Here is a 12,819-nt window from a genome sequence, read left to right as displayed (position 1 = left end):
GCTCAACGTGTCACCAGTCATTGCGCTGGCGACAAAGGCTTATCGGCCGTTTTTTTCAGGACTGGAGTGCAACATCGCTCAACTGGAGCGAAGTCCGTCAATAAACTCGAGGATTTTCGCGCCCAACTCGGCCGCCAGTGGCAAATTCGGATCCTTATAGGAAGCCAATTGCCGTTTGACGTCGTTGGGCACGATGCGCAGGACGTGGTTCATGCCTTCGATCAGCGCCAGTTCGGCGTCCGGTTTGGCGGCCTTGAGCAGACGGGCGTCGTTGACGCCGACCTGAATGTCATTACTGCCCTGAATGATCAACGCCGGCATTTTTAGTTTCGCGAACGCAGCGGCCGGGTCCTGGCGGAACAGGGAAATCAGGTAGGGTTGCACACTTGGACGGAAAATCACCTGGAGTTGCGGCGGCACGTTGTCGTCGGTCTTGCCGGCCTTGAGGCTGTCGAGCAGTTCATTGCTGCGCAGCATCAGCGCTGGCGGCAGGCGATTGCTCAATTGTTGGCGAATGACCTGATCAACCGGCCGGGCGCTGCCGGACATGGAAATCACCGCCGTCGCATCGATGCTCGGCGCGGCGAGGCTGGCAATCAATGCGCCTTCGCTATGACCGAGCAGAATCAGTTTGCCGAAACGCGGATCGGACTTGAGCTTGCGGCCCCAGGCTTCGGCGTCGGAAACATAGGCATCCAGCGTCAGATTGCGCTCATCCGGCGTGGCTGCCAGGCTCGCCGCCACGCCGCGTTTGTCGTAACGCACGCTGGCGATGTTGTGTTTGGCCAGCACCCACGCCAACCGTTTAAGGCTGTCGTTGCGCCCGCCATCGGGGTTGTTTCCGTCACGATCCGTAGGACCGGAGCCGGAAATGATCAGGACAACCGGTACCGGCGTGTCGGATTTTGGCAGCAACAGCGAGCCGAAAAGCTCTCCGGTGCCGGTGTCCAACGAGATCGGCCGTTGCAGGACGCTGGCCTGGACGAAGCCTGTAAACAAGGTAAGGGTCAAGAGCAAAACTCGCAGCATCATCACGCCATCATCAACAAGATGCCGGTTGGACTAGCAGACACCCATAAGGTTCGAGGATGAACTACTTGGGTAGCCTGCGTATACTGGCGCGCATTACGTATTTGGGTTCGATTTCACGGAGCGTCCTGCATGTCCGGCAATACCTACGGCAAGCTGTTCACTGTCACCACCGCGGGCGAAAGCCATGGTCCGGCGTTGGTCGCCATTGTCGATGGCTGCCCGCCGGGCCTGGAGATCTCCCTTGAAGATCTGCAGCGCGACCTGGACCGCCGCAAGCCCGGCACCAGCCGCCACACCACCCAGCGCCAGGAAGCCGACGAAGTCGAAATCCTCTCCGGCGTGTTCGAAGGCCGCACCACCGGTTGCGCCATCGGCCTGTTGATCCGCAACACCGACCAGAAGTCCAAGGACTACTCGGCGATCAAGGACCTGTTCCGCCCGGCCCACGCCGACTACACCTACCACCACAAATACGGCGAGCGCGATTATCGCGGCGGCGGTCGCAGCTCGGCGCGGGAAACTGCGATGCGCGTGGCGGCCGGAGCGATTGCCAAGAAATACCTGGCGTCCCAAGGCATCGTCATTCGTGGCTACATGAGCCAGCTCGGCCCGATTGAAATCCCGTTCAAGACCTGGGATTCGGTCGAAGAAAACGCCTTCTTCAGCGCCGACCCGGACAAAGTGCCGGAGCTGGAAGCGTATATGGATCAGCTGCGCCGCGACCAGGATTCGGTCGGCGCGAAGATCACCGTGGTCGCCGAAGGCGTGATGCCGGGCCTCGGCGAGCCGATCTTCGACCGCCTCGACGCTGAACTGGCCCATGCGCTGATGAGCATCAACGCGGTCAAAGGCGTGGAAATCGGCGCCGGTTTCGCCAGCGTCGCCCAGCGTGGCACCGAGCATCGCGACGAAATGACCCCGCAAGGCTTCCTCAGCAACAATGCGGGCGGCATTCTCGGCGGTATTTCGTCCGGTCAGCCGATCGTTGCGCATCTGGCATTGAAGCCGACATCCAGCATCACCACGCCGGGCCGATCCATCGACATTCATGGCAACCCGGTGGACGTGATCACCAAGGGCCGGCACGACCCGTGCGTCGGCATCCGCGCCACACCAATCGCCGAAGCGATGATGGCCATTGTGCTGATGGACCATCTGCTGCGTCACCGCGGGCAGAACGCCGACGTGCGCGTGAGCACGCCGGTGCTGGGTCAGCTTTAATGGTTGACCTCACGGCCGCTGCAATCTGATGGTTGCGGCGGCGCTCCCGTACTGGCGGCTCTCCAGTTTCTATCTGTTCTATTTCGCCTTGCTCGGTTCGACAGCGCCGTTTCTGGCGCTGTACTTCGATCACCTGGGGTTTTCCGCTGCGCGCATCGGCGAACTGGTGGCGATCCCGATGCTGATGCGCTGCGTAGCGCCGAACATCTGGGGCTGGCTGGGTGACTACACCGGTCGGCGGCTGGCCATCGTGCGTTTCGGCGCGGTGTGCACATTGCTCACCTTCTCACTGATCTTCGTCAGCAAGACCTACGCCTGGCTGGCGATGGTCATGGCGCTGCACGCATTCTTCTGGCACGCGGTGCTGCCGCAGTTTGAAGTCATCACCCTGGCGCATCTGCAGGGGCAGACTTCGCGCTATAGCCAGATTCGCCTGTGGGGCTCCATCGGGTTCATCATTACGGTGGTTGCGCTGGGGCGTCTGTTCGAATGGCTGAGCCTGGACATCTACCCGGCGGCGCTGGTGTTGATCATGGCCGGCATCGTCCTGAGCAGCCTGTGGGTGCCTAACGCCCAGCCGGCACCAGGCAATCGGGTGGCGGGGGAAGGGTTTCTCAAGCAACTGCGCAGCCCCGGCGTGCTGGCCTTTTACGGCAGCGTAGCGTTGATGCAGATGAGTCACGGGCCGTATTACACCTTTTTGACCCTTCACCTTGAGCGTCTGGGCTACAGCCGCGGCGTGATCGGCATGCTGTGGGCCGTTGGTGTGGTGGCAGAAGTGTTGATGTTCATGGCCATGAGCAGAATTCTTGCGCGTTTCTCGCTGCGCCGGGTATTGCTGGCGAGTTTTCTGCTGGCGGCGCTGCGTTGGTTGCTGCTCGGCTCGCTGGCCGAGTTTCTCTGGGTGCTGCTGTTTGCCCAGGTCTTGCACGCGGCGACGTTCGGCAGCTTTCACGCCGCCGCCATTGCCTTCGTGCAACGCAGTTTCGGTGCGCGCCAGCAAGGGCAGGGCCAAGCGTTATATGCCGCGCTCGCCGGTACGGGCGGCGCCATGGGCGCGTTGTATTCCGGCTACAGCTGGAATGCCCTCGGCGCGGCATGGACCTTTAGTATTGCCAGCCTCGCCGCCGTCGCGGCAGCCGTTATCATTGCCACACGGATGCAAGAGGACAGGCCTTGAGCCGTCCTTGTGAACAGCTTGCCCGGCAAACGAGGCTTTTGAATTTTTGTTCGAGTGCGAGTTGAAGACACGCTCGCTCATAACCGTTAAGGAGTTGCCCTGATGAGCAGCCTGTCCGTCTATCACGTCTCCAGCCCCGAGATTCCCAACAAGGTGCTGACCCATCTCGAAGACATTCAGTCAACCCTGGCCGCGCACGGCGTGCATTTCGACCGCTGGCAAGCCGCTGCGAAAATCCAGCCCGGTGCGAGCCAGGAAGAGCTGATCGGCGCCTACCAGCAACCCATCGACAAGCTGATGACCGAGCGCGGCTACATCAACGTCGATGTGCTCAGCGTCAACAGCGATCACCCGCAAGTGGAAGAGCTGCGCGTGCAGTTACTCGAAGAACATCGCCTTGAGGAAGACGACGTACGATTTTTCGTCGCCGGCCGTGGCCTGTTTACTCTGCACATCGACGATTACATCTACGCCGTGCTCTGCGAGAAAAACGATCTGATTTCGGTGCCGGCCGGTACCAAGCAATGGTTCGACATGGGCGAACGCCCGCATTTCATCACGATCCACCTGTTCAACAACCCGCAAGGCCGTGTGGCCAACTTCACCGGCGACAAGATTGCCGGGCAGTTTCCGCGTCTTGAGGATTGAGACGATTCAAAGCGTGGGTGAATCCCGCTACCTTCCAGGCACCGTATAAACCTGTGGGAGCGAGCTTGCTCGCGATTGCATCGGATCAGACCACATCAATGTGTCTGACAGACCGCTATCGCGAGCAAACTCGCTCCCACAGTGTTTGATATTTACAGCGAATGATAAGTCGGCAGCGCAAACCGTTGCTGGCTCTGCAACATGGAAATTTGCGGCAGCTCACTGGCTTGTTCGGCAAGGTCACGGCGAATGGCGCTGATGACCCACGACAGTTGATCGCCATTGTGCAATTGCTGGTAGGAAATCGAGCGTTTGAACTCTCTGCCTTCACCCCCGCGCAGGGTCAGCAGAATTCCACCGTCAGGGCGAGGCTGGGTGGCGACTTCGAAGTTGGAGAACAAAGACGAAAATTTTTCTTGGATCAGGCTCATGTCTATCAGCTCCGTTAGCTCTTGAATGGCAAGCATGTACAGAGAGTTGCAGTGATTGTGCCAGTATCCGCCGCTTTATAAATTCCTTTAAAAACATATAGTTAGATATTTTCTGTTTTTTCACTTCCGTGCAATTTGCATGAAGGGCCATCGTGCATCCTGCATTTTGCAGGTTCCTCGGCAATCGGATGGAACCATTGCCCAGGCAGGTGCTCCCGCATTCGCCCGGTACGGGTGCGGATACAAAACATTTCAAAAACCGCGTGTACAGCTCAAGAACCGTTGACGTATTTTCGGGCTCAATCAACGCCGCCCGACAATAAAAAGATCGAACGGGAGCAGACATGAGCCGCACGCCAAGCGACACGATTACCTGGGGCATGATGCTCCGCAAACTGCCCTCCATAGCCAAAGCCATTCCGCGCGTGGTGAAGGGGATGAAGGTGGCCAACGTCAAGGACCCGACCCAACCGTGTGGCCTGGGGTGGAGTTTCGAGCAAGCCACCTTGCGCAACCCTGATGGCCCGGCATTGCTGCATGGCGACGTTGCGCTGACTTATGCACAGGTCAATCAATGGGCCAATCGCATTGCCCACCACCTGATCGAGCAAGGCATCGTCAAGGGCGACGTGGTGGCGGTGTTCATCGAGAATCGCCCGGAATTGCTGGTGACGATCCTGGCAGTGGCCAAGGTTGGCGCGATCACGGCATTGCTCAATACCTCGCAAACCCGTGACACCCTCGTGCACAGCATAAACCTGGTGAAACCGGCCGCCATCGTCGTTGGTGGAGAGTTGGTCCCCGCGTTCCTGACAGTGCGCGAGCAGGTGTCGATCGATTCGGCGCGCACCTGGTTTGTCGCCGATCAAGACACTTGGAGTCATCCGGGAATCGCCCCGTCGGGGTTCATCAATCTGATGGCCGCCAGCATCGACGCCAACAGTCAAAACCCCGCCAGCAGCCAGCAGATTTTTTTCGACGACCCTTGTTTCTATATCTACACCTCCGGCACCACGGGGTTGCCCAAGGCCGGGGTGTTCAAGCATGGGCGCTGGATGCGCAGTTCCGCCAGCTTCGGGATGATCGCGCTGGATATGCGTCCCGAGGATGTCGTCTATTGCACCTTGCCGCTGTATCACGCCACCGGTTTATGCGTGTGCTGGGGCTCGGCCGTCAGCGGCGCTTCGGGTTTCGCCATCCGCCGCAAATTCAGCGCCAGCCAGTTCTGGAGCGACGTGCACAAGTACCGGGCGACGACCATCGGTTACGTGGGCGAGTTGTGCCGTTACCTGGTCGATCAACCGCCCAGTGCCGACGACGGTAAACACGGGGTCAGGAAAATGATCGGCAACGGTCTGCGCCCCGGCGCATGGACCGAGTTCAAGACACGCTTCGCCGTGGATCACATCTGCGAACTGTATGCCGCCAGTGACGGCAATATCGGTTTCACCAACATTCTGAACTTCGACAACACCGTCGGTTTTTCCCTGATGTCGTGGGAATTGGCGGCGTATGACCACGACAGTGGTGCGCCGACCCGTGGCTCCAACGGCTTCATGCGCAAGGTCGGCAAGGGCGAGCAGGGCCTGTTGCTGGCCAAAATCGACGACAAGGCACCGCTGGACGGCTACACCGATCCGCAGAAAACCGAGAAAGTCGTCCTTCACGATGTGTTCGAGAAAGGCGACCGATACTTCAACACCGGAGATCTGCTGCGCAACATCGGTTTCGGGCACGCCCAGTTTGTTGATCGGTTGGGTGACACCTACCGCTGGAAGGGCGAGAACGTCTCAACCACCGAGGTCGAGAACATCCTCCTGCAGTACCCGCCTATTTCCGAAGCGGTCGCCTACGGCGTAGAAATCCGCAACACCAACGGCCGCGCCGGGATGGCCGCAATTACGCCGGCGGAGTCATTGGCAACCCTGGACTTCAGTGAACTGCTGGCTTTTGTCCGCCAACACATGCCGGCCTATGCGGTGCCGTTGTTCCTGCGGGTGAAAGTGAAAATGGAGACCACCGGGACTTTCAAGTACCAGAAAACCCGGCTCAAGGACGAAGCGTTCGACCCGGGCAGAACCGGCGATGACCCGATTTACGCCTGGCTGCCCGGCACCGACACTTACGTGCAGGTCACCGAGCAGGTGCTAGCGGACATTCAGGCTGGCAAGTATCGTTATTGAATGTGGCTATAGGCTCGCATCAGAAAAAAGAAGTGACAGTGTCGGGGCTGCTCGGGAAACTGTCGGCTTTTACGAATGACACAATGGAGTGCCCAATGTCCGACAAAAGCCGCCAGATGACCCCCGAAGAAGCTGCCGAGTTTGCCGAACAGGTATTCAACAAGGCGCGCGAGGGGGATGCGGCCATGATGGCTGCGCTGCTGAGCAAAGGCCTGCCGCCGAACCTGCGCAACCACAAGGGCGACACCTTGCTGATGCTGGCCGCGTATCACGGCCATGTCGATACCGTGAAAGTCTTGCTCGAACACAAGGCCGATCCGGAAATCCGCAATGACAACGGCCAAAGCCCGATTGCCGGCGCCGCGTTCAAGGGTGACCTGGCGGTGATCAAGGCGTTGGTTGAAGGCGGCGCGCAGGTGGAAGGCTCGTCATTCGATGGCCGCACGGCGTTGATGATGGCCGCGATGTTCAACCGCGTTGAAGTCGTCGATTACCTGATCAGCAAAGGTGCCGACCCGAAAGCCAAGGACGCCAATGGCATTACCGCGCTTGATGCCGCCAAGACATTGGGCGCAACCGACACCATCGCGCAGCTGGAAAAACTGCTGGGCTGATGTGCCTGCGAAAGATCGCAACCTTCGACAGCACCCTGTAGGCGCTGTCGAAGGCTGCGATCTTTTTGGTTTTTGCGGTTATCCTTCGCACCTCAAAATTCCCTCGCTACAGGATCTACCCAATGAAAGCCGCACTCGTCGAACTCATCAGCAAAATCAGCTCCGGGTGCATGGGCGATGACGAAATCCAGAAAGTCGCTGACGAAGCGGCCCAGGCCTACGCGGATCCAGAGGGTTTTCTGACAGCCAACCCGGACATCAACTACGATGAAACCTTCCCGATTCCGTTGGGCGAGTGGGTCGTCGTCGGCAGTCTGCCGGAAACCGTGCTGTTCCAGGCCGACACCTACGCGGACCTGTTCGCACAGATCGTCGCCTCGTTTGGCCCAGGGGTCGATTTCAACCTCAAGCCCAAGCAATTGGCCAAGACCGAAGCGCTGACCGCGCTCAATCGCATCCAGGTGCAGATGAGCAGCCTGAACAAGGAAAACGGCGGTTACACGCTGATGAACTTCAGCCAACTGCTGGACGACGAGTTGCAAGTGGTGCTGGTCTACGGCAATGACCTGCCACGGGTGCTGGAGCTGTGCGCCGAAGTCGGCATCGCAGCGGCGCCATCCCTCGAAGCGTTGAAAGTGGCCATCCACGTCTGAGGCCACAAAGCTGTCAATAAAAGGGAACCCTGGCCATGGCCGGCTATCCTAAGGGGGCATACCACTCTTCAGGAGCGTCACCATGGGTTCCACCTTTAACAGCCTGGTAGGCCTGATCATTCTTGCCCTGGATATCTGGGCCATCATCAATGTACTGAAAAGTGGCGCCGAGACCGGGATGAAAGTCCTCTGGGTGCTATTGATCCTGTTGTTGCCGGTTTTGGGCCTGATCATTTGGGCGATTGCCGGGCCGCGGGGGAATGTCAGAATCTGACCGGATTCTCAAGCCCGACGCATTTCCCCGGCAGGAGCGAGCAGGCTCGCTCCTGCATTCTGGACGCCAACTGATCCAGTGGAACGATTAGCCAGCTACCCAGGTCGAGATAGTTGTAAGCCCATTGCAGGTTTGATCGAGGAGACTCCGATGTCCAACTGGAAAGTCACTTTCGTGGATGATCACGGTGAAACCGTCGACGAAATCTTCGAGTGCGAGGAATGCCCGAGCCATGAGCAGGTTGCCAAGCTCATCAAGGAACGTTTCCTTCCTGTCGCCGCGAAGCTGGATCTGAACGATTTCGAAGGGCGAACCGCTGACGCCAGCGTGAAAAACCTGAAAGCCCAGAACAGCATTCAAATCCTCGGCATCACGCCAATCTGAACACCTCCTGTCTCATTCACAACCAGGCCTTGGCAGCAGCTCTATCTTGGGGCTAATCTGCAATCGAGATCAGCGAATGGATCGCTAAGGTCTGGTCTTGTCAGCTCCATGCTTGTTTCCCGTCGGCACATCGGTTGCCGAATCGCTCGCACCAGCGGGTCGCGTGCGTCAGGGAGTACGGAAAGTCTATCCATCAGTTTGAGGAGGACGTTTCATGAGCACAGCCCATCAAGAAGACATCAGCAGCAGTGTGCTGCGCCGCATGAAAGAAGGCGGTTTTGATTTTTCACGGTTCCATCCCATCGAGTTCTACGCCATTTTCCCGGACGAGGAGCGGGCACGCAGGGCGGCACGTCATTTTCATCATGGTGAATCGCTGAATGCGCAGATCAGTGTGCGCGACGACGGCGCATGGGCGCTCGAACTGAGCAAAGTGATGTACGCCACTTACGATGACATCGGCGATTTCGAACAGGGTTTCGAAGCGGTGGTCGAGCCATTGGGCGGCATCATTGAAGGCTGGGGTGTCAAGCAGGAGGTACGAGGGCGACTCGCATAACGCTATGAACAGTAACAAGCATCAGCAACGGCTGACCTTTGGGTTGGCCGTTTTTGTTTTTGATTCACAACATTTCAAAAAGGCAAAAAAAAGCCGCCCAAAACGGGCGGCTAAAGGGAAGTTCGGTGAGCTTTTCAGCGAATGCACGGATTATCCCCAGCGTTAACCGGGCAGTGAAATCAACTCTGACTATGCTGGTGATAGGCGACAACAACGCCTTGCAATGAAGCGGGGGCGATCAGGTTGGGGCGTTTGCCGCACAGGATTGGTGCGGTGTGTCCGCGTTGAATATCCAACCGATTGAAATCAAAGCGTTTATGCCGATGGCACGGGCCTTGCGAAGGCCTGCATGTCCGGGTGACAAGGAGTACGGCATGATCCGCACCTATTTTGATGAGATGTACGATGCCGGCGGCCAGGTCCGCCCGCATTATCGGGAGTTTGCCCGTTGGCTGGCCGAAACGCCTGACGAGCTTTTGGCACAACGGCGACGCGAGGCCGATCTGTTATTTCATCGCGCCGGGATTACATTCACGCTCTACGGTGATGAGCAGGGGACAGAGCGCCTGATTCCCTTCGACACCATCCCCCGCAGCATCCCCGCCAGCGAATGGCGAGTGGTCGAGCGCGGTTGCATCCAGCGGGTCAAGGCGTTGAACATGTTCCTCGCCGACCTTTACCACGAGCAACGCATCATCAAGGCCGGAATCATTCCAGCCGAACAGGTGCTGGCCAACGAGCAATACCAGTTGGCGATGCAGGGCCTGGATCTGCACCGCGATATCTATTCGCACATCTCCGGCGTCGATCTGGTGCGCGACGGCGACGGCACGTACTACGTGCTCGAAGACAACCTGCGGACCCCGAGCGGCGTCAGCTACATGCTCGAAGACCGCAAGATGATGATGCGCCTGTTCCCCGAGCTCTTCGCGGCGCAACGCATTGCCCCCATCGACCACTACCCGAACCTGTTGCTCGACACCCTGAAAAGCTCAAGCCCGATCGACAACCCGAGCGTGGTGGTACTGACCCCGGGACGGTTCAACAGCGCGTTCTTCGAACATGCATTCCTGGCACGGGAAATGGGTGTGGAACTGGTGGAAGGCGCGGATTTGTTCGTGCGTGACGACAAGGTCTACATGCGCACCACCGACGGCCCCAAAGCCGTCGACGTGATCTACCGTCGCCTCGACGATGCGTTCCTCGATCCGCTGGCGTTCAATCCGGATTCGATGCTCGGCGTACCGGGGCTGCTGTCGTCCTACCGTTCCGGCAATGTGGTGCTGGCCAATGCCATCGGCACGGGGGTGGCGGACGACAAATCGGTGTATCCGTTCGTGACTGACATGATTCGCTTCTACCTGGATGAAGAGCCGATTCTCAAGAACGTTCCTACGTGGCAGTGCCGTAATCCGTCTGAACTTTCTCACGTGCTGGCCAATCTTCCAGAACTGGTAGTCAAGGAAACCCAAGGCTCAGGCGGTTACGGAATGCTGGTAGGGCCGGCGGCGACGGCAGCGGAAATCGAATCCTTTCGCGCACGGATCATTGCCAAGCCACACGCCTATATCGCGCAACCGACGCTGTCGCTGTCGACCTGTCCGACGTTTGTCGAAAACGGTATCGCACCGCGGCATATCGATCTGCGTCCGTTTGTATTGTCAGGCCGTGAAACCCGGGTCGTGCCCGGCGGTTTGACCCGTGTCGCCCTGCGCGAAGGCTCCCTGGTGGTGAATTCCTCCCAGGGTGGCGGAACCAAGGACACCTGGGTGGTCGAGGATTGAAGGAAGCCTGTCATGCTAAGTAGAACTGCCTCGGATTTGTATTGGATGTCGCGTTACCTGGAGCGGGCGGAAAACCTCGCACGGATGCTCGACATCAGTTACTCGCTGTCACTGATGCCACAGGATGGCCGTGGCAACGGCTTGCACGAACTGGCCATGCCGCTGTTGATTACCGGCACGCTGGACGATTACCTCGAACGCCACGGCGAATTGCACGCCGAGCGGTTGCTGCATTTCTTCGCCCTGGACGCGGCCAACCCGGCCAGCATCTACAGTTGTCTCGGCGCGGCGCGGGCCAGTGCTCATGCGGTGCGTGGGCGAATCACCGCCGACATGTGGGAAAACATCAACGCCACCTGGCTGGAAATTCGCGGCATCGCCGAACAGGGCCTCAGCCGCTATGGCATGAGTCGTTTCTGCGAGTGGATCAAGGAACGTTCCCACCTGTTCCGGGGCGCGTCCTACGGCACCATCATGCGTAACGACGCCTTTCGCTTCATTCGTCTGGGCACGTTCATCGAAAGGGCCGACAACACGTTGCGCCTGCTCGACGCCCGTTACGAAATGGCCGGTGATCAGGCCGAAGCGGTCAGCGACGGCACGGCGCACGCCTATTACCAGTGGAGTGCGCTGCTGCGGGCCCTCTCATCCTTCGAGGCCTACACCGAGATCTACCGTGACGCTCCCGGCGCGCGGCATGTAGCGGAATTACTGTTGTTGCGGGCAGATGTCCCGCGTTCCCTGCGCGCCTGCACCGAAGAAATCGACCAGATCCTCGCCCAGTTGCCGGGGGCCAACGGCCGTCCCGCGCAACGTATGGCGGCGGAAATAGACGCGCGTCTGCGCTACACCGGCATCAACGAAATTCTCGACGAAGGCCTGCACGCCTGGCTGACCGAGTTCATCCCGCTGGTGCGCCAGTTGGGCAACGCGATTCACAGTTCTTACCTGGAGGCTGCATGAGACTTTCCATAAGCCACGAGACCACCTATCACTACGAAGATCAGGTGCGGGCGAGCATCCAGTATTTGCGACTGACGCCCCACGACAGCGAGCGCCAACATGTACTCAGCTGGCAGCTCGACCTGCCGCGTCCGGTGCGCGCGCAACTCGATCCGTTCGGCAACATTCTGCATGTGCTGACCATGGACGAGCCTCACGAGGCGATCATCATCGGCGCCCGTGGTCAGGTCGATATCGATGAGCTGCGCGAAGCCGAGCACGAGAGTCAGTCGGCGCTGCCGTTTTTGCGATTTACCCGTCTGACCGAGGCTGACCAGGCTTTGCGCGCGTTCGCCGAAAAGGAATGCAAGCAACGCCGGGACCGTACGGCGCTGATCGACTTGATGCACGGCCTCAACCAGCACATGACCTACACGCCGGGTTCCACCGAAGTGGACACCAGCGCCGCACAAGCCTTTGCCGGGCGCTCTGGCGTGTGCCAGGACCACACCCATGCATTCCTCGCCTGCACCCGCAGCCTGGGCATTCCGGCGCGGTATGTGTCGGGGTATCTGTACAGCGAGAACAGTGAACACCTGGCCAGTCACGCCTGGGCTGAAGCCTGGCTCGATGACGCCTGGTACAGCTTCGACGTGACCAACGAACTGGCGCGCCCCGAACGACACTTGAAACTGGCAGTAGGGCTTGATTACCTCGATGCCTGTCCGGTACGTGGCATGCGTCGGGGCGGCGGGTGTGAGCAGATGCACGCCAAGGTCCTGGTGACCCCGACGCCGGCACCGGTGATTTCCGTTCAGCAGCAGTAGTAACGATCACCGCACATCTCTTGTAGGAGCTGGCTTGCCAGCGATGAGGTCATCACAGTCGACATCAATGTTGGATGTCAGACCGCT

Annotated in this window: 14 protein-coding genes; 12 read left to right on the top strand and 2 right to left on the bottom strand. The window is 59.1% G+C overall.

What is annotated here, in order from left to right; genetic code table 11:
• Positions 1 to 78: 78 nt before the first annotated feature.
• A complete protein-coding gene (locus M5G20_RS22055) occupies positions 79 to 1,032 on the bottom strand; it encodes an alpha/beta hydrolase (RefSeq protein ID WP_273920873.1) in 954 nt (317 codons plus the stop codon).
• Positions 1,033 to 1,161: 129 nt separating this feature from the next.
• Here M5G20_RS22055 and aroC point away from each other — a divergent pair, with 129 nt between their 5' ends.
• The 3 genes from aroC to M5G20_RS22040 all read left to right on the top strand — a co-directional run bounded on the left by aroC (position 1,162) and on the right by M5G20_RS22040 (position 4,081).
• Complete coding sequence (gene aroC / locus M5G20_RS22050; protein ID WP_273920872.1) at positions 1,162 to 2,253, top strand: chorismate synthase; 1,092 nt, start codon at positions 1,162 to 1,164, stop codon at positions 2,251 to 2,253.
• A gap of 28 nt (positions 2,254 to 2,281) precedes the next feature.
• Positions 2,282 to 3,433 carry an MFS transporter gene (locus M5G20_RS22045; RefSeq protein ID WP_273920871.1) on the top strand — a complete coding sequence of 384 codons (1,152 nt, stop codon included), beginning with the start codon at positions 2,282 to 2,284 and terminating at the stop codon, positions 3,431 to 3,433.
• Positions 3,434 to 3,535: 102 nt separating this feature from the next.
• Positions 3,536 to 4,081, top strand: a complete 546-nt coding sequence (locus tag M5G20_RS22040) for a 1,2-dihydroxy-3-keto-5-methylthiopentene dioxygenase (RefSeq protein WP_273920870.1) — start codon at positions 3,536 to 3,538, stop codon at positions 4,079 to 4,081.
• A gap of 152 nt (positions 4,082 to 4,233) precedes the next feature.
• Here M5G20_RS22040 and M5G20_RS22035 read toward each other — a convergent pair whose 3' ends face one another.
• Positions 4,234 to 4,512, bottom strand: a complete 279-nt coding sequence (locus M5G20_RS22035; protein ID WP_075948703.1) for a DUF3509 domain-containing protein — start codon at positions 4,510 to 4,512, stop codon at positions 4,234 to 4,236.
• Positions 4,513 to 4,856: 344 nt separating this feature from the next.
• Here M5G20_RS22035 and M5G20_RS22030 point away from each other — a divergent pair, with 344 nt between their 5' ends.
• From M5G20_RS22030 to M5G20_RS21990, 9 genes are all read left to right on the top strand, one after another.
• Positions 4,857 to 6,695, top strand: coding sequence for a long-chain-acyl-CoA synthetase (locus M5G20_RS22030; RefSeq protein ID WP_273920869.1), 1,839 nt, complete (start codon positions 4,857 to 4,859; stop codon positions 6,693 to 6,695).
• Positions 6,696 to 6,790: 95 nt separating this feature from the next.
• Positions 6,791 to 7,309: an ankyrin repeat domain-containing protein gene (locus M5G20_RS22025; RefSeq protein WP_150735339.1), complete on the top strand. Its 519-nt coding sequence runs from the start codon at positions 6,791 to 6,793 to the stop codon at positions 7,307 to 7,309.
• 122 nt (positions 7,310 to 7,431) lie between these two features.
• Positions 7,432 to 7,962, top strand: coding sequence for a hypothetical protein (locus M5G20_RS22020; RefSeq protein ID WP_273920868.1), 531 nt, complete (start codon positions 7,432 to 7,434; stop codon positions 7,960 to 7,962).
• 82 nt (positions 7,963 to 8,044) lie between these two features.
• Positions 8,045 to 8,236, top strand: coding sequence for a PLDc N-terminal domain-containing protein (locus tag M5G20_RS22015; RefSeq protein WP_047531608.1), 192 nt, complete (start codon positions 8,045 to 8,047; stop codon positions 8,234 to 8,236).
• 150 nt (positions 8,237 to 8,386) lie between these two features.
• Entirely contained in the window at positions 8,387 to 8,620 is a 234-nt protein-coding gene (locus M5G20_RS22010) for a hypothetical protein (protein WP_273920867.1), read from the top strand.
• A 214-nt stretch (positions 8,621 to 8,834) separates the two neighbouring features.
• Complete coding sequence (locus tag M5G20_RS22005) at positions 8,835 to 9,179, top strand: ribonuclease E inhibitor RraB (protein ID WP_273920866.1); 345 nt, start codon at positions 8,835 to 8,837, stop codon at positions 9,177 to 9,179.
• Between the two features lie 374 nt (positions 9,180 to 9,553).
• A complete protein-coding gene (locus tag M5G20_RS22000) occupies positions 9,554 to 10,963 on the top strand; it encodes a circularly permuted type 2 ATP-grasp protein (protein WP_075948696.1) in 1,410 nt (469 codons plus the stop codon).
• Positions 10,964 to 10,975: 12 nt separating this feature from the next.
• Positions 10,976 to 11,926, top strand: coding sequence for an alpha-E domain-containing protein (locus tag M5G20_RS21995; RefSeq protein ID WP_075948695.1), 951 nt, complete (start codon positions 10,976 to 10,978; stop codon positions 11,924 to 11,926).
• Complete coding sequence (locus tag M5G20_RS21990; protein ID WP_150735342.1) at positions 11,923 to 12,732, top strand: transglutaminase family protein; 810 nt, start codon at positions 11,923 to 11,925, stop codon at positions 12,730 to 12,732. Before M5G20_RS21995 ends, M5G20_RS21990 begins: the two co-directional genes overlap by 4 nt.
• Positions 12,733 to 12,819: the final 87 nt, after the last annotated feature.

Origin of the sequence: Pseudomonas sp. TNT2022 ID1044 (assembly GCF_028656895.1) — a bacterium.
Taxonomy (GTDB): domain Bacteria; phylum Pseudomonadota; class Gammaproteobacteria; order Pseudomonadales; family Pseudomonadaceae; genus Aquipseudomonas; species Aquipseudomonas reinekei.
The sequence above is the reverse complement of the archived record's forward strand: the minus strand, read 5'-3'. Positions and strand labels throughout refer to the sequence as shown.

Bases quoted from the DNA above. Each gene is read 5' to 3' on its own strand.
- M5G20_RS22000 (WP_075948696.1), top strand. From the start codon at position 9,554: ATGATCCGCACCTATTTTGATGAGATGTACGATGCCGGCGGCCAGGTC.
- M5G20_RS22010 (WP_273920867.1), top strand. From the start codon at position 8,387: ATGTCCAACTGGAAAGTCACTTTCGTGGATGATCACGGTGAAACCGTC.
- aroC (WP_273920872.1), top strand. From the start codon at position 1,162: ATGTCCGGCAATACCTACGGCAAGCTGTTCACTGTCACCACCGCGGGC.
- M5G20_RS22015 (WP_047531608.1), top strand. From the start codon at position 8,045: ATGGGTTCCACCTTTAACAGCCTGGTAGGCCTGATCATTCTTGCCCTG.
- M5G20_RS22035 (WP_075948703.1), bottom strand. From the start codon at position 4,512: ATGAGCCTGATCCAAGAAAAATTTTCGTCTTTGTTCTCCAACTTCGAA.
- M5G20_RS22040 (WP_273920870.1), top strand. From the start codon at position 3,536: ATGAGCAGCCTGTCCGTCTATCACGTCTCCAGCCCCGAGATTCCCAAC.
- M5G20_RS22045 (WP_273920871.1), top strand. From the start codon at position 2,282: ATGGTTGCGGCGGCGCTCCCGTACTGGCGGCTCTCCAGTTTCTATCTG.
- M5G20_RS22020 (WP_273920868.1), top strand. From the start codon at position 7,432: ATGAAAGCCGCACTCGTCGAACTCATCAGCAAAATCAGCTCCGGGTGC.
- M5G20_RS21990 (WP_150735342.1), top strand. From the start codon at position 11,923: ATGAGACTTTCCATAAGCCACGAGACCACCTATCACTACGAAGATCAG.
- M5G20_RS22005 (WP_273920866.1), top strand. From the start codon at position 8,835: ATGAGCACAGCCCATCAAGAAGACATCAGCAGCAGTGTGCTGCGCCGC.
- M5G20_RS21995 (WP_075948695.1), top strand. From the start codon at position 10,976: ATGCTAAGTAGAACTGCCTCGGATTTGTATTGGATGTCGCGTTACCTG.
- M5G20_RS22030 (WP_273920869.1), top strand. From the start codon at position 4,857: ATGAGCCGCACGCCAAGCGACACGATTACCTGGGGCATGATGCTCCGC.
- M5G20_RS22055 (WP_273920873.1), bottom strand. From the start codon at position 1,032: ATGATGCTGCGAGTTTTGCTCTTGACCCTTACCTTGTTTACAGGCTTC.
- M5G20_RS22025 (WP_150735339.1), top strand. From the start codon at position 6,791: ATGTCCGACAAAAGCCGCCAGATGACCCCCGAAGAAGCTGCCGAGTTT.